The sequence below is a fragment of the Bacteroidales bacterium genome (assembly GCA_014860575.1).
Lineage (GTDB): Bacteria > Bacteroidota > Bacteroidia > Bacteroidales > JAAYJT01 > JAAYJT01.
The window spans coordinates 79,167-96,523 of the sequence record JACZJK010000020.1; the positions used below are offsets into that span (position 1 = coordinate 79,167).

The following is a 17,357-nucleotide window of genomic DNA, read 5'->3' on the forward strand; positions in this document are numbered from 1 at the left end:
TTTGTCTACATCATTGGTAATAGAATCATAAACTCTGTTTCTTCGCCTGCTTTTGACTCCACCAGCAGTTCCCCGCCATGCGCCTTCACAATATCGTAGCTCAAACTTAATCCGAGCCCCGTTCCCTGCCCGGATGGTTTTGTTGTGAAGAAGGGTTGGAAGATTTTATCTAAAACATCTTTTGGAATTCCATTTCCATTGTCTCTTACCCTGATTTCGATTTTATCGTTCAGGTTTTTTGTGCTTACTTCAACTTCTGGATTGTAACCGTTTTCATTTTGCTTTCCCCGTTCAGAAACTGCGTAAAAGGCATTGTTTATAATGTTATGCAAAACCCGGCCGATGTCCTGTGGAATAACTTCAGCTTTTGGTAAAGTGGGATCAAAATCTGTTTTAAAATCTGCGTTAAATGATTTGTCTTTTGCTCGCAAACCATGATAGGAAAGACGCAGGTATTCATCAGCCAGGGCATTGATATCGGTGGGTTCTTTTGCGCCATTACTGCTACGGCTGTGTTGCAGCATTCCTTTCACAATGGCGTCAGCGCGCTTGCCGTGGTGGTTTATTTTTTCCAGGTTTTGTTTGATGTTCTCTGCAATTTCTTTCACCAATTCCAATTTCTCTTCCCCTGATTGCCTGCTGCCAACTGCCAACTGCTTACTCCCCTCCTCCAACTCCTCTTTCATCTCGTCAATCATCTCACCACTCACTTCTGCAAAGTTGTTCACAAAGTTCAGTGGATTTTGAATTTCATGCGCAATACCGGCAGTAAGCTCCCCCAGGGAGGCCATTTTCTCGGATTGGATGAGCTGAGCCTGGGTGGATTTGAGTTCGGTGTAGGCTTTCTCTATCTCCCTGGCTTGTTCGAGCTCTTTTTCCCGCGCTTCCTCTCTCTCTTTCTGAATCAGTCGCTTTCTTTGATACCGGTCAATAGCATGAATTCCTGCAACGAACAGGATTAAGTAAAACCCATACGCCCACCAGGTTTTCCAAAAGGGTGGTCGTATCCGTATTGCCATTGTTGCATTGACCTTGCTCACGATGCCTTCCGCATTCACTGCGCGAACATGAAAAGTATATTTACCTGGGGGTAGATTGGTATAGTTTGCAAAACGGCGGGTGCCGGCCGATATCCACCCGTCGTCATATCCCTGAAGAGTATATTCATACACAGTAAGTTCCGGAGAACGGAAATTGATTGCGGTAAATTCAAATCCCACAGAATTTTCATACCAATTAAGTTCTGTTTCCCCGATTTCCTGCAACGGTTCTTTCAACGCAAACGGGCTGTTATTCACCCCAAAATTGGTAAGGTGAACAACAGGTTCCTTTGAATTTTCAAAGATTTCGGAGGGATTAAAATAATTTGCGCCAGCAACCCCGCCGAAAATCAGTTCCCCCTCTTTGGTCTTGAAATATGAAAAATCATTGAAGCGGTTTGCCTGCACCCCATCGCTTTTGTCGTAGTTGCGAAAGACTTTTGTTTCAGGGTTAAACCGGGATAAGCCTTTTAATGTGCTCAGCCAAATAGTTCCCTCATTATCAAACAGCAAACCGATCACAATCGGGTCCGGCAACCCGTCTTTCACATGATAATGTTCAAAGGTTTCATCATTTACATTAAAGCGGTTGAGTCCATTGTTCGTACCAATCCAAAGCATGCCATTTTCGTCTTCTCCGATTGAATTAACTGCATCATTACTGAGGCTGGTTATTTTTTTCGGATCATGTCGGTATGTGGTGAAGGATTCACCGGCCGGGTCAAATCTAATCAGGCCATCTGAACGGGTAGGTTTTGGGTCGTAAATATGCTCTCTGGTTCCAAGCCAAATGATGCCGCGGCTATCTTCAAAAATCGTATTCAGATTGTTGCTGCCAATTTCACTGTTATGCGTAGTCCATCTAGTAAAGGTATCATCAGCACGGTTATACCTGTTCAAACCATCGGTGGTAGTTATCCAGACCGTATTCATTCGATCCACCAATATACCGGTAACAAAATTACCGCTTAAGGCACCTGAATTATCTGCATTCGAAACATATCTTACGCTTCGTTTTGTATGCAGATTGGCACGGGCAACACCATTAACGCCGTGTCCAATCCAGATTTCTCCGGAATGATCTTTCTTGATAATATGTGCTGCGCCTGCCGAAATGTCCAATTCAGCACCTTCAGAAAATGGATTAAGCGGACTAAAATGTGTTTTTTCTCCCGTATTCCGGTTCCATTCGATGATTCCTGTCACATCCAGACCAATCCAAAACACACCGTCATATATTTCTTCGATTCCATAATAATTGTCCAGCAAGAGATTAGGTGCGTCTGGCCTGAAACTGAAGGTTTCCATTTGCCATTTATCCAGATCTGCTTTATTTAGGCCTCTGGATGTTCCCACCCACAAATTACTAAAACGGTCTTCATACACCGCTGTGGAATATGCCCATGATAAACTTGAAGGATTTTGGGGGTCAAATGAGTGCTTGGTGAATAGTTCCGTTTGCCTGTCAAAACGATGAAGGCCGCAAAGAGAATTATTTAAATAGGTTGAAACCCAAAGGGTGCCGTCGCGTGTTTCATGAATATCTGACACCTTGTTCCATAATCCGGGCTGGGCTACCGGATCATACCTGAATAATGTGAAGTTATTTGTTTCCGTGTTTAACCTCCCTAATCCATCAATTACGGCAACCGTTGTGTTACCAATGGTGATTTCCTGAATGTCGTTTGACAAAAACCCGATCCAGATATTACCAAATGAATCTGCCAGTACTTTCGAAATATTGGATGATGGAAACGAAACACCTGGGATGGGTTCCTGATCGAAAAAACGGATGTTTTGCTCTGCCGGACTGTAAGTTATCAGACCTTTGTTGCCGCAACCGATCCAAAGTGTCCCATAAGCATCCTCGGTTATTGATACGACTTCAACTCCCCGCAGGTCAACACGTTCGCCGTTTTTATTCCATTGACTTACAAAAGAGTGGTTTTTACGGTCATAAAGTGCAAGCCCGTTGTTCGTACCCAGCCATAAATCGCCGCTTTTTGATTCAAATATTTCGTGAATTACATTGCCAGGCAGAGAGGAATCGTTTCCGGGTTCGTGGAATATTCTTTCAAATGAATCCCCAACAGGGTTGTAGAGATTCAACCCCGAGTTTGTACCAACCCAGATCTTTCCATATTTATCCGCATAAACTACATTTGAGAAATTATCGCTGATTGTGGTTAATACGCCAGGAATGTTGCGATATACCCTAAAGTCATAACCGTCGTAACGGCTAACTCCGGATTCGGTAGCCACCCAGATGTAGCCTAAGTGGTCTTGTGCAATGTCGCGGATGCGGTCAGATGAAAGCCCCTGCTCAATGGTGAACCGCTCAAAGCGAAGGTTTTTCTGCTGCTGTGCCTCAACCGGGTCAGCAAGGAAATAAAACAGACTGAAAAGCCAAAGCCAATAATTGTAATTCGTTTTCAATACCTTAACCTTTTTATAGTTTATACTTATGAATGGAGTCCTGGCGCTATTTGTTCAACAGGATTTTAAAAATGGTACCGCCAGGCGATGTACTGAAATTAAGTACCCCACCATGCGCCTTTACAATATCATAACTCAGGCTTAAGCCCAGCCCGGTTCCCTGCCCGGTGGGCTTTGTTGTAAAAAACGGCTGGAAGATTTTGTTTTTGATTTCTTCAGGAATGCCGTTTCCATTATCTTTTACCGAGATTTCAATCTGATCGCCGAGATTTTTGGTGGAGATGGTTACGGCGGGTTTGTAATTTTCTTCCAAACCTGACAGGTTTTTCTCCGAAACAGCATAAAAAGCGTTGTTAATCAAATTCAGCAAAACTCGTCCAATATTCTGCTGGATGACGCTGATTTTAGGAAGGGTTTCATCAAAGTCAGTTTTAAAATCTGCGTTAAATGATTTGTCTCTTGCCCGTAAACCGTGATAACTCAACCGCAAATATTCATCGGCCAATGCATTGATATCGGTTGGTTCTTTTACGCCATTACTGGTTCGTGAATGTTGTAACATTCCTTTTACAATGGCATCGGCACGTTTGCCGTGATGGTTGATTTTTTCGAGGTTTTGCCGGATGTCTGTCAGGATTTCTTTTGCGAACTGCCCATTGCCAACTGCCAACTCCTGGTTAGCCTCATCAATCATTTCACTACTCACTTCCGCAAAATTGTTCACAAAGTTCAACGGATTCTGAATCTCATGGGCAATCCCTGCGGTGAGTTCACCGAGGCTGGCCATCTTTTCAGATTGGATGAGTTGGGCCTGGGTGGACTTGAGATCAGACAATGTTTTGTGCAATACAACATTGGCTTTCTTTTTGGATTGGAACCGATAATAAGCATTTCCGGCAATAATGACCATCAGCGCAAGACCAATGAACAAACCGTATTGCTGATTCCTTTTAGCTTTTAGTTCGGCTTGTTGTTGGGCGATTTGTGCGTTTTTTAGCTCCGCCGCCCTGGCATTGGACACGCTATCGGCCACTGCTTGTTTTTCATAAGCGTATTGATACTCCTGCCGGATGACCTCTTTCACGTTTTCTTCGCTCAGGATGCTATCGCGCATCTGTATATACAGCTCATACATCTCCAAACCTTGTTTGTAATTGCCTGAATTTTTTTGTATTTCCCAAAGTGATTTTGCAGCATCGCGGGTTTGAGATACTGCGCCTACTTCCTTTGCCATGTTTAGAGCACGCCGGCTAAACAAAAGAGCGCTGTTGTAATTGCTTTGCTCCAGATAAAGAAAACCGATATTATTCAATGAATTTGCCATGCCTTGTTTGTCTCCGAATTCCTCTTTTATTTCTAAACTGCGGGTAAAGGCATCCAAAGCTTTGGTCAGGTCACCTTGTTTTTGATAAACAAGTCCGAGGTTGTTCAGAGATTCTGAGATTCCTTTGTTATCGCCGATTTTTTCTTTGAGATTTAAGCTGCGTGTATGGTAATCAATGGCTTTGATGAAATCATTTTGGTTGTAGAAACTGTTGCCAATATTGTTCAGCGCATTGGCCATACCTTTCATATTGCCAATCTCTTCCTGAATGTCCAGGCTCTGCATATAATTGTCAATGGCCCTTGTGTAATCTCCCAGATCTTCATAGATAATTCCAATGTTGTTCAACAAATTGGCCACTCCCATCTGATCTTCAATTTCCTCCTTTATTTTCAAACTTCTGATAAAATAATCAATGGCCCTTTCGGAATTGCCCCTTATGGCGAATGAAATACCTTGTGTATTGAGGGCGTCGGCCATATGTATTTTCAAGCCCCTGGATTTGGCATATTCGAATTCCAATTGTGCGTAGTAAAATGCGCTGTCGGGTTGGGTAAAGAGGTATTTCCTCCAGATGAAAGTATCCAGCGCTTTCAGTCTTATGGAGTCTGATTGCGTTTCATCCTGCCATACCTGCCAGAGGGAGTCAGCTGTTTGCGATGGCAGGTTAGACTGAGCGTTGGCTATCAGCGGCAAAAAGAGCCATACATAAAAGAGATTTTTCATGACTTATGTATTTTGGCGATGTTCTTCAATGGGGCGGGTAGATGAAAAAGTCTCCAGTCCTCCTTTAAGGTAACTTACCCAAAAGGTTTCAAATACCTTGGGGGCTTCTTCTATGTTCTGGTTTTTATCCGGCATTTTGCGAAAATTGAGTGTGTATATAATTATACCGGTAAGACTATTATAAAAGTTGACCCTTCGCCCTGGTTCGTCTCAACCTTCAATTCCCCGCCATGCGTCTTCACAATATCATAACTCAATGACAATCCCAATCCTGTTCCCTGCCCGGTGGGTTTCGTAGTAAAAAATGGCTGGAAGATTTTGTTTTTGATTTCTTCAGGAATGCCATTGCCATTGTCTTTTACTGAGATTTCAATCTGATCACCAAGGTTTTTAGTTGAAACGGTTACGGTGGGTTTATATACGTTTAGAGACCCAATGCTTTGCGTCTCTGCCGGAATGGATTTCGATTTTTCAATCACCGCATAAAAAGCGTTATTGATCAAATTCAGCAGCACCCTGCCAATATCCTGCGTAATAACCTCAACTTTTGGAAGGTTCGGATCGAAGTTGGATATAAAACTTGCATTGAATGATTTGTCTTTGGCTCGTAAACCGTGATAACTCAGTCGCAAATATTCATCAGCCTGGGCATTGATATCAGTACTTTCTTTTTTGCCGTTGCCGCTTCTGCTATGCTGCAACATGCCTTTTACGATTGCATCAGCACGTTTGCCGTGGTGATTTATCTTTTCGAGGTTTTGCCGGATGTCTGTCAGGATTTCTTTTGCCAACTGCCCATTGCCAACTGCCAACTCCTGATTAGCCTCATCAATTAACTCACCACTCACTTCCGCAAAATTGTTGACAAAGTTGAGCGGATTCTGAATTTCATGGGCAATACCGGCGGTAAGTTCTCCAAGTGAGGCCATCTTTTCTGATTGAATGAGTTGCGCCTGGGTTGCCTTAAGTTCGGTGTAAGCTTTTTCGATTTCCCTGGCTTGTACCAGTTCTTTTTCTCTTGCCCGCTCGCGTTCCCTGGCAACAGCCCGCTGGCGTTGAATCCGGTTAGTGAAATAAATGAGCGCTACCAATAAAATGGTGTATAGAATGTAAGCTGCCGTGGTTTGCCACCAGGGCGGGGCAATAGTAAAATGAAATACTGCTTCTTCGGAGAAAACATTGCCCGGGCTAATACCTTTCAGGCGGAACGTGTAATTGCCTGCAGGCAGGTTTCTGTACTCCATGAAGTTGATTTTTGTGGGTCGGCTCCAATCCTGATCATAACCTTCGAGGAGGTATGTGAATTGTACGTTTTCCGGATTTGTAAAATTGAGGGTCGCAAAGTGGAATTCAATGTTGTTTTGGTTCGCTTCGAGCTTTACCGTTTGCCCTTCGAAAAAACGCTCGTCACCTACCCATACCGAAGATAATCGAACCGGGTATTGCATGGTATCCAGTTTAGTCACTGAGATACCCAGTCCCTGGTACAGGATAAGCATGTTTTGATGTTTATCGCGGGCAATGGCCCGGGGACTTCCATCTTTAACGGCATTGTCTCTGATATAAATGAACTCCTTGCCGTTAAATATTACACCTCCGTTTGGGACGGTGAAAAGCACATCGCCGTTGCGGTCAATATTGGGATAGAGCAATTGCAGGCTAGGCAATCCGTTACGGCGGTCGAGATAAGTAAGGCTGGTCTCATCCAATATTACCAGGCCTCTTTCGCGCAAGCGGATATATAGATGCTCCTTACCTTGAATATCGAACTTCATGTTAAAGGTCATTACCTGCTGAAGTATTCTGAAATCAACACCAGGTGCAATACTGTCAGAGAGATCAACAAATCTTTTGAGGTCAAAATCAAATTTGTAATATCCCCCGTTCACAATATAATAAATACCATTGCTGAGTTCTCCAACATAGAACAAACGGGTATCAGGCACCTGCCACTCTTCGGTAGGGTCAAACCACGAGTCATCTTCAAGTACCCTGATAATTGTTGCTGCCGAAGCAAGTTCATTGTCTGAGCCTGCAAATCGTGCATATATCCACAGCCGATTATCCCTGTCGGCGAACATTTCAAATGCCTGAAAAGGCAATTTTAGCACACTGTCAGGAAAGGGTGGGGCAAATGGTTCAATAAACCGGCCATTAAACCGACCAAAGAATTGTTTGAAACCTGGCTGCTCAGCGGTTCCGGGATTAACGTAAGTCTGGTAAAAGAATATTTCGCCGCTGGTTTTTTCAACAGCATCAGATACACGGAAAGCTTCTTTGGTTTCGGTAAAAAAATTGCTAATCCTGTAATTCCCAGCTTCCTTTGTTAAGCGATTTACTCCATTATCAGATGGGAACCATAGCGAACCGTCAGTAGACTGAATAGGATCAAAAACCGCATTGGAACTAAGACCATCATCGGTAGTAAAGCTATGTAGCCGTTCACCATCCCACATGTTCAGGCCTGCTGAGTTCCAGGTTTTGGTTGAAACATCCCAGCGGTTGCCGTAGGTAATCCAAACATTTCCTTCATCATCGGTGAATAGCTGACCTCCTTCGGTTGGTAATTTCGTCAAGCCGTCGGATTGGCTGAGCAATCTTGAAAAAGGCGGAATATAAATTCCAACATTATCCGGCTCCTGCTGTGCGGTGAAGTATGTATTCTCCTCTGGGTTCATGATAAGTATGCCAGGCAAGGTATCCATCCACTTCCATTCACCTCCCTCTTTTACGAACACAACGCTGAACCACCGCCCGGTTGGCAGGTCAACAATCAGTAAACTTGCCGTCAGTTTATCGTTGGCAAGCGTGTTCATAAAAAACTGAATTGGCAAAATCTTATCGGTATCATATTCATCTTCAAGCATGCTTATCAGTGTTTCAGGCTCCACTACAACTTCCTGCTGCCATTTACCATTGCGCAAAACCATCAGTATATCATTGATTTGATTGACGGGAAAACCTTCATTCCTGGTAAATGCAACATACAGTTCATCCCGGCTTTTATCATAAAATTGCTCAAATATCCGGATGCCATTTTCCTGTTGGCTGTTGACCTCCTGAACCGGCTCAAATGCATCGTTCCTGAACACAAATAATCCGTGTTTATCAAAACTCCGGTTTGTAGTATTGGTTCTTCCGGTACAATGAAACCAAAGGTTCCCTTGTTTGTCTTCAACAATTGCCGGTGTCAAACCTTTTGGTTGCTTAAAAGTCAGGTTAACATTCATACAAGGGCATAAAGTGTCAAAAACCTGAAACGAATTGTCTTTGTACTGTGCTAACCATGCGTAATTATTGTTAAACCCATTGGCATGATATCCATAGGATGTGAACCACAACGAGCCGTCAGAAGCCTCCTTGATTCCGGCCACATTATGCAGCGGAAGCATCTCTTTTGATATGGTTTTGAACTCTCCATCTTCAAAAAGTACCAAACCACCGTTATTGGGTGTGTTGAGCTGGGGTGTTAACGAACCTATCCACAAGCGGTTCCGGCTGTCGCTGAGCATTGCAATTGCTTCCTTACGTGCCCCGCCTGGCATTATAAATCCATCTCTTGCATCGTAGCGAACTATTTCCTGGTGGTCATATTTTATAAGGGATTCAGCATCAGTGAACCATAACGTATTTTGTTTGCGATCGTAATGAAGTTGCCGCATCAATGGTATTCCGTATTCCGAACCAAAGTCTTCAATTTCATTTCCGCTCATTCTAACAATTCCTGATGTTGTACTTAGCCAGATGTAGCCATCTTCAGTAACAATTGCATTTGAAAAATTGGCACCAGGAATGCCGTCTTCAGCCGAAAAAGCGTGGATGGTAGCGCCGGCCTTGGTGGTGAGGGTGCGCTGTGCTTTTAGCTGGCCTGACTGAATCATTGCCAGCAACAAGAAGAAAAACACCCACATTTTTGAGTAGAGAAAAAACTCTCCAACCAGTCTTATGGGTAAAACCCCGCTGATTGATTTTTGCGGGACTGCAATCGTATAATTCATTGTTTTGGTTTTTCTGGTTCATTTGAAGTAGTGCCGATAATATTGCTTATTTATAATTATAAGCATATTGGCTAAATACAAGCTACTTAACATACCGGAAACGATTTGGTTTACACAAATAGTTTTTCTGATATGCCAGGGTGCTGTCAGGAATTTGATCCGGAAAGTTTCTGAAGCTTATTATGAAAAGATGACAGGCAACAATATGCAGCTACAAATGTTTAATAAATGATAAAAACCCATCAAGAATAAGCTTTTACGCACTCGTGCTGCATAAAAATGAATCTAAGAACACCAATGAACACAACGAATATACAGGACATACCTTTTGAAAAATTTTTATGCGATATAAAAGAGCGCATGAAGAATGTGTTCCATGTAAGGGCCAGCATTGACCAGATAGCGCTCAAACGTGGAATGCCCCCTTTTGTACTGCGTGAGATCATGAGTCTGAATCCTCTATCGGTGGCAATTCCTGTAGCGTACGGTGGCCGGGGAAGCAAAATGGAAGAAACCATTGCACTGCTTGAAGCCACTGCATATGAATCGCTTGCATTATCGCTTACGTTGGGTATCAACATGGCCTTATTCCTTCAACCTGTTGGCAAATACGGTCAGGAAGAAATCAAGCAACCCATCTTTGACAGGTTCCTGAACCACCAGAACATGGGTGGCTTAATGATTACCGAACCAGGGTTCGGAAGTGATGCTCTGAATATGCAAACACATTTTACTGAAGTGAATGGCAAGTATAAGCTCAGGGGTCTGAAACACTGGGCCGGGTTGACAGGCTGGGCAGAATACTGGCTGCTCACAGCTCGTGAACGCCTGCCTTCGGGCGAGCTTAAAAGAGATATTGATTTCTTTATCTGCGATGAAACAAGCCCGGGACAACAAATCATTGTTGAAGAAGTGTTTTCGAACCTCGGACTCTATCAGATTCCTTACGGACGAAACCGCATTGATGTAACACTACCCAAAACCCATAAACTGATCCCTGAAACCACCGGCCTGAAAATGATGCTCGATCTCTTGCACCGCAGCAGGCTGCATATTCCTGGCATGGCTATCGGATTCGTAAAACGAATGCTTGATGAAAGCATGGCTCATGTGAAACAGCGATACATTGGCGGAAAATCGCTTTTCAGCCATGATCAGGTTCAGCAGCGGCTCGCCAAGCTTCAGTCATATTATACAATATGTGCAGCCATGTGTGCCCACAGCTGTAAAACGGCCGATATCAATAACGATCTTTCAATGATTGGGTTCGAATCCAATTCAGTGAAATGCGTGGTCACCGATATCATGCAGGAATCTGCTCAATCGGCCACACAGTTGTTTGGCGCCAGCGCCTTTAAACTCGATCACATTGCCGGAAGAGGTATCATTGACAGCCGCCCCTTCCAGATCTTTGAGGGCCCTAATGATATATTGTACACACAAATTACGGGCAGCCTTCTAAAAATGATGAAAAAAGCTAAGGAAAGTAACCTTTACCACTTCCTGAAAGACTTTGACCTAACTGCGAAATCGGCTGCTTTCTTTAAAAAGCTCCTTGATTTTGATCTGGATACCAATCTCCCGCAACGCAAAATGGTGGAACTTGGCCAGGTGCTGGGGCGGATTGTCTCTTCTGAAATGGTTATTAACCTTGGCGATTCCGGCTACCGCAAGGATTTGATCAACAATGGGCTCGAAATGCTTAACCAGGAAATAACCTCACTGATAAGCGGTTTCAACGTTAAAAATACAACAGCGGTTGTTGAAGATTACAATGAAAACAGTTCGTGGCGGGGTTTCCGGTGAATGGTTCGGTGGTTGTAGCAGTGAAAGATTTTTTGGCAACTTCTTTAATCCGAGCTTGGTAGAAAGTTTTTTTACAACTGGAAAATACATCTTTGATCTTTTAACTCTCACAGCGATTAATTTATTTTCTGCCATACGGTTCTTCCATTCTCAACCAGCAACAGCGCCCAACAAATTCCTACCTTTGCAAGAAAAAACGAATGACCCGTTTGAGTGTAAACATCAATAAAATTGCTACTTTGCGCAATGCGCGGGGTGGCAATGTACCGGATGTAATTGAAACTGCAAAAAACATTGAACGATTTGGCGCGCAGGGAATCACCGTACATCCCCGGCCCGATGAGCGCCATATCCGCCGCAGCGATGTATATGAACTGAAAAAAGTAGTAACCACCGAGTTCAACATCGAGGGCTATCCGTCAGAAGATTTTATCAAAATGGTGCTAGTGGTTAAACCGCATCAGGTTACCCTGGTTCCCGATCCGCCGGAAGCGCTGACTTCAAGTGCAGGCTGGGATACCATTAAGCACGAAGCGTTTTTGAAAGAAGTGGTTAAAAGGTTTCATGATGCCGGAATACGCACCTCGCTGTTTATTGAAACTGATACGGAAATGATTTTCCGGGCGGCAAAAACAGGCACCGATCGCGTGGAACTTTATACCGAGCCTTATGCAGCCAATTATGAAAAAGACAGGGAAGCAGCCATCAAACCATTCATTGAAGCCGCTAAAGCGGCTGCCGAAGCCGGACTTGGCCTCAATGCCGGACACGACCTTAACCTCAACAACCTACGATATTTTAAAGACAATATAACCGGCTTGATGGAGGTTTCCATCGGCCACGCCCTCATTTCCGACGCTCTCTACCTCGGGTTGGAAAACACGGTGCAACTGTATCTTGAAAGGTTGAAGTATTGAAGTTCGAAGTTTGGCGTTCGATGTTCCGGGTTTGATGTTCCGCGTAGGGCTTGTTGCGATCAGTTTTAAGATCGTTGTAACACTTCAAAATTCTATGATTCAAATGTTCTTTGTTCTAATGTTCTATTGTTCTACTGTTCAAACTCATAAATCTCCATAATTTTGAAACTCTTCTTCAGAAAATTTGGATCTGGCGAGCCGGTCATCATCCTCCACGGTTTGTTTGGCATTTCCGATAATTGGGTCACACATGCCAAACGATTGGCCGAAAAATATGAGGTATATGTTCCCGATCTGCGTAATCACGGTCATTCGCCTCACAGTTCCACCTTTAACTATTACGCTATGGTGGACGATCTCAGGGAATTCATGAATGAACACGGGCTTGAAAAAGCCATGATCATCGGCCACAGTATGGGGGGCAAGGTGGCTATGAATTTTGCCATCGAGCATCCTTACATGGTTCAGAAGCTTGTGATTGTTGATATTAGTCCGAGGGCGTATTCCACCCGCAGCATTCATGAAGATATTATTTCAGCCATGGAATCGGTGAATTTTGATGAGGTGGATTACAGGAAGGATGTGGAAGAGAAACTAAAATCACATATCGCAAGCGAACGTATCCGTTGGTTCATTCTTAAAAACCTGCATCGTTTGAACCGCGGGCGCCTGGCATGGCGCATCAATATCAGTGATATTGCCGCCAACATGGATCAGATCGCCAAGGGAATTGTTTTCAATGGCGCTTATCCCGGCCCAACCATGTTTGTGCGAGGTTCAGAATCGGATTATATAACAGAAAAGGATGAACACCTGATCTTTGAATATTTCCCCAATGCCACCATTGAAACCATTGAAGGCGCCGCCCACTGGGTGCATGCTGATGCGCCGGAGGAGCTTTGCGATTTGCTAAGCAGCTTTTTCGGAAAAGAGTGCAAACTGTAGATCCAACTTCACGATAGTATCCGCCGCGACGGATGCTATCGTTAGCCGATAACTATTGTCGGGATCTATTACCGATACTATCGCTGGAAGCGATAGCATCGGAACCCACCTTGCGCCTTCGCGGTAAAAACAACCCAGTCTGGTTCAAAGCTATTCATCCTCTTCAGCTTCAAATTTCATATGGTAATATTCCGCAACCGATAGAAAAATGTAAAGCAACAGTATAAAGGGCGCAGCCGAAAAGCCAACCAAAATGCCCATAATTACCGAAAGGATCAGAAAAATGTATTTATAATGGTTTTCCTTCCAGCTTACTGATTTGAGTTTTAAACCCATCAGCGGCAGGTTTGAAACCAGGAGAAAGCTCAGTAATAAAGTCAAGCCAAGGAGCACATAATAACTATCAAACCAACTGCCAAGCATTGCATGAAAACTGCCTTTTGATATGGCATGTAAATGTATAAAAGGCAATGCGCTGATGAATAAGGCATTGGCCGGTGTTGGTAGTCCGCGAAATGAATAGGTTTGCGAAGCGTCAATATTAAATTTCGCCAGGCGCAGGGCTGAAAACAGCGCAATAAAGAAAGCCGGAACTGCGTTTAAATTCACGTATCCCCCAACAGCATATCCCATTGTGTTCACCATTAAAGCATACATGATACTTGCCGGTGCCACTCCAAAAGATACCATATCCGCCAGCGAATCGAGTTGCTTGCCAAGCTCACTGCGGGCATTAAGCAAGCGTGCAGCGGTTCCATCAAGGAAATCAAAAACCGCGGCTATCACTATCAGCCATGATGCATGCGTGTAGGCCCCGTTAAATACAAGTACGATGGCAATACAACCACTAAATAGATTCAGCAATGTTAAAATATTTGGAATGCTCTTGACCATTGTGTTCCGGGTGTTATTTCAGTAACAAAACTAAACCATTCTTTTAACAGATGGAAATAAATGATAAATTTGTCCACTGTAAACCTCAGGGTTAATGCTCAGATTTTTTTTTAAAATCCTCTGCAATCAGTCATCGTAAAAGCCTACAGCGTTAATTTTTATTGTTCTTACCATTAACAAAATACTTAATGTCATGAAAAAGTTCCTCGTCACAGTCACAGCATTATTTTTCACTTTGCTGGCCTACACACAGAGCCCTTCATTGCTTTCAGAAGGCGATTGGTACCAGATCAAAACTGTTGAGCCGGGTATTTACAGGCTCACATTCTCACATCTTAATTCACTAGGCATTAACATGTCAACTCTGAACCCCGTTAATATTAAAATGTATGGAAATGGGGGAGGAATGTTACCACATGCTGCTTCTGCCCCTTTGGCACAGGATTTCGAAGAAATAGCCATATATGTTAACGGGCAGCAGAATGGTGTATTCAACTTCTTCGATTACATTTTATTTTATGGTGGCAGCACAACTACCCTTAAGTATGATGAAACCTCACAACTTTACGAACACCAACTTAATCATTTTGCCGATACAACCATTTATTATTTCACTATTGCCGATTCGCCTGGAAAACGAATTGACACGATAAACCAATCATCACTTACCCCTACCGACAAAATCCTTACCTATCCTGACTATGTTTTTCATGAAGCTGAAATTGTGAACCCGTTGAACTCGGGCCGACAGTGGTTGGGAGAAGAATTTACTGATGCCAATCCCCAACAATTCAATTTCAGCCTTATTAATGTTAACCCACTAACACCGCTTACTATCAAGTGGCAGGTCGCTGCACTTTCAGATGATTTATCCACTTTTAATTTAATGCTCAACGATCTGTGGATTGATTCGCTCAACCTGGCTGCTTCATTACCTTTGGGCCACATAAGATCTGCAAGCAAGACCATTACTTCTGATGATCTCAGTCCTGACCTGCTATTCTCCGTTGATTATGAATCTACTGCACCGGAATCAAAAGGCTGGCTGGATTATATCAGCATCAATTTTCGCCGGGAAATGAAAATGGCAGGTGAGCAGTTCCATTTCCGTGATCCCCTGGTTGTTGGTTCAGGGCTTATTGGAGAGTATACTATTGCCGATGCCACTGATGATCTTATGGTTTGGGACATCACCGACCATAACAACGCATCCAGGGTTGATGCAACTTTTTCTCCCGAAACCAGATCATTGTCTTTTGTGATCCCAGTTGAAGAACTTTATGAATTTGTTGCAACCAGCCCGCGTGAATTTATGGCCCCGGTTGAAATGATCGCTATCCCAAATCAGAATATTCGAGGGCTTCCTGCCGCTGATATGCTTATCATTTCACATCCTTCGCTGCTGACTGAAGCACAGCAATTAGCAACTTTTCACATTACTCATTCAGGCCTTACGGTTCACGCCATTGATGTAAAAATGATCTACAATGAGTTTTCATCGGGAAAGCAGGATGTAACAGCAATCCGTGATATGATCCGGTTCTTTTATGATAAAGCTGCTGAAAAAAATGAAAGCCTGCAGTATGTGCTCATGTTCGGGATGGGGTCGTATGATTACAGGAACCGTATTACACCCAATAGTAACCTTGTGCCGGTGTACCAATCACTTAATTCACTCGATCCGATTTTAAGCTATAACACCGACGACTTCTTTGCCACCTTGCAGGATGGCAATGGCGATTGGGATATGAACATGAATTCCGAACCGCTTGATGTGGCCATAGGCCGGCTTCCGGCAACCAATGCAGTAGAAGCGAAAGCAATGGTTGACAAGATTATTCATTACTCCACCAATGATCAAAAATACGGGCAGTGGCGAAATGTTTATACCCTGGTGGCAGATGATGGCGATACCGGCCTGCACATGAATGCAACTGAAGCAGTTGGCGAAACTGTGGAGCAATCCAACCCGGTTTTTAATCAAAAAAAGATTTATCTTGATCAGTTTGAGCTACAGCAGACCCCTGATGGACCTCGCTATCCCGAAGCGAACGAAGCAATCAAACAAGCTCTGAACCAGGGCACGCTGGTATTTAATTATATTGGCCACTCAGGCCCCGAAGGATTAGCTGCCGAAAGGGTTCTGACCGCCGAGGATATTTCCGCGCTGGATAACCATGACAAACTTCCGCTGTTTATTGTGATGGGTTCAAAGTATGTGAATATTTCTGATCCGGGAATACTTTATCAGGGCAACGATCTTATGTTACGGGAAGAACAGGGAGCCATTGCGGTTATTGCACCCACTGCCCCTGTTTATGCAAGCCCAAATCTTTCATTCAATAATGCTCTCACCAACTTCATTCATACCAATTCGGGTCCTGCAAGAGTCGGCAATGTTATGAAGCAGGCTAAGAATGAAATGTCGCATGTGCAAAACCGCCGTCATGCCTTGCTTGGCGATCCGGCAACCCAACTTTCGCTTCCCGAACAAATTACGGTAATTGATTCTGTTATTGGGATCGCTTATCAGATTTTTGCTGACACATTGGCTCCAGCCCAGGGAGTTGTAATCAAAGGATCGGTCATAGACCATGATGGAAATGTAATTTCAGGATTTGGAGGAACCATAAATCTCACGCTTTATGAAAGGGCTTATCCTGACACAACGTTGGGCAACCAGGGTGACCCGTTCATTTTAATGCGACGTGATGATGTGATCCTTACTGTTGATGGTGCGGTTTCCGACGGTAAATTCGAAGCGCAATTCCAGCTTCCCGGCGAACTTGACCGTGAGTATGGCGATTTGAAGCTAAGTTGGTATGCATTGGGAACCAATGCAGATGCTGCCGGAGCCCAATTCCTGATGGCTGGTGGCGGACCTTTTGGAATTGACGATGACATATTTGCCGAAAGCCTTGTGAACATCTACCCGACAATAACCCGCGACCTGGTTTTTGTAGATTTTCTAAAACAGAATCATGGCTTTACAAATCTCAGTATTATAAACCTCGCTGGGAACGAAGTAAGCAGGCAAAACATTGCCGGTAAAATGAGGGTGCAGCTAAGCCTGGGCAATCTGCCGTCCGGAATTTACATTGCCGTAATACAAGGAAATGAATACAGTGTGCGACGCAAGTTGATGGTACAGTAAGTTTTGTTGAACATGGAATTAGACCTCCGGGTAGCTTCCAGGAATGGAGTAGCCCGGAGGTTCTTTTATTTTTCGGTTCTCAGTATTTTAATGGCATTATTGATCAGCTATGATCAA

General features: G+C 43.8%; 8 protein-coding genes. 4 read left to right on the forward strand and 4 right to left on the reverse strand.

Going from position 1 to position 17,357, the window contains the following annotated elements:
- Positions 1 to 5: 5 nt before the first annotated feature.
- The 3 genes from IH597_05180 to IH597_05190 all read right to left on the reverse strand — a co-directional run bounded on the left by IH597_05180 (position 6) and on the right by IH597_05190 (position 6,770).
- Positions 6 to 3,476, reverse strand: coding sequence for a hypothetical protein (locus IH597_05180; GenBank protein ID MBE0661843.1), 3,471 nt, complete (start codon positions 3,474 to 3,476; stop codon positions 6 to 8).
- 46 nt (positions 3,477 to 3,522) lie between these two features.
- A complete protein-coding gene (locus tag IH597_05185) occupies positions 3,523 to 5,526 on the reverse strand; it encodes a tetratricopeptide repeat protein (GenBank protein MBE0661844.1) in 2,004 nt (667 codons plus the stop codon).
- A 161-nt stretch (positions 5,527 to 5,687) separates the two neighbouring features.
- A complete protein-coding gene (locus tag IH597_05190) occupies positions 5,688 to 6,770 on the reverse strand; it encodes a two-component sensor histidine kinase (GenBank protein ID MBE0661845.1) in 1,083 nt (360 codons plus the stop codon).
- A gap of 3,051 nt (positions 6,771 to 9,821) precedes the next feature.
- Between IH597_05190 and IH597_05195 the strand changes: the two genes are divergently transcribed.
- The 3 genes from IH597_05195 (at position 9,822) to IH597_05205 (ending at position 13,192) form a co-directional block, all read left to right on the forward strand.
- The gene (locus tag IH597_05195; GenBank protein MBE0661846.1) at positions 9,822 to 11,330 is read left to right on the forward strand and encodes an acyl-CoA/acyl-ACP dehydrogenase; all 1,509 of its coding nucleotides are present in this window, start codon (positions 9,822 to 9,824) and stop codon (positions 11,328 to 11,330) included.
- A gap of 200 nt (positions 11,331 to 11,530) precedes the next feature.
- On the forward strand, positions 11,531 to 12,247 hold the full coding sequence (locus tag IH597_05200) for a pyridoxine 5'-phosphate synthase (GenBank protein MBE0661847.1): 717 nt from the start codon (positions 11,531 to 11,533) through the stop codon (positions 12,245 to 12,247).
- Between the two features lie 162 nt (positions 12,248 to 12,409).
- Positions 12,410 to 13,192 carry an alpha/beta fold hydrolase gene (locus IH597_05205; GenBank protein MBE0661848.1) on the forward strand — a complete coding sequence of 261 codons (783 nt, stop codon included), beginning with the start codon at positions 12,410 to 12,412 and terminating at the stop codon, positions 13,190 to 13,192.
- Between the two features lie 150 nt (positions 13,193 to 13,342).
- Here the strand turns inward: IH597_05205 and pssA are convergent, their stop codons facing one another.
- Positions 13,343 to 14,086, reverse strand: a complete 744-nt coding sequence (pssA, locus tag IH597_05210; protein ID MBE0661849.1) for a CDP-diacylglycerol--serine O-phosphatidyltransferase — start codon at positions 14,084 to 14,086, stop codon at positions 13,343 to 13,345.
- Positions 14,087 to 14,279: 193 nt separating this feature from the next.
- Between pssA and porU the strand changes: the two genes are divergently transcribed.
- Positions 14,280 to 17,240 carry a type IX secretion system sortase PorU gene (porU, locus tag IH597_05215; GenBank protein ID MBE0661850.1) on the forward strand — a complete coding sequence of 987 codons (2,961 nt, stop codon included), beginning with the start codon at positions 14,280 to 14,282 and terminating at the stop codon, positions 17,238 to 17,240.
- Positions 17,241 to 17,357: the final 117 nt, after the last annotated feature.

Excerpts from the sequence above, each read along its gene's own strand:
- IH597_05200 (MBE0661847.1), top strand. The coding sequence starts at position 11,531 with ATGACCCGTTTGAGTGTAAACATCAATAAAATTGCTACTTTGCGCAAT.
- porU (MBE0661850.1), top strand. The coding sequence starts at position 14,280 with ATGAAAAAGTTCCTCGTCACAGTCACAGCATTATTTTTCACTTTGCTG.
- pssA (MBE0661849.1), bottom strand. The coding sequence starts at position 14,086 with ATGGTCAAGAGCATTCCAAATATTTTAACATTGCTGAATCTATTTAGT.
- IH597_05190 (MBE0661845.1), bottom strand. The coding sequence starts at position 6,770 with ATGGAGTACAGAAACCTGCCTGCAGGCAATTACACGTTCCGCCTGAAA.
- IH597_05195 (MBE0661846.1), top strand. The coding sequence starts at position 9,822 with ATGAACACAACGAATATACAGGACATACCTTTTGAAAAATTTTTATGC.
- IH597_05185 (MBE0661844.1), bottom strand. The coding sequence starts at position 5,526 with ATGAAAAATCTCTTTTATGTATGGCTCTTTTTGCCGCTGATAGCCAAC.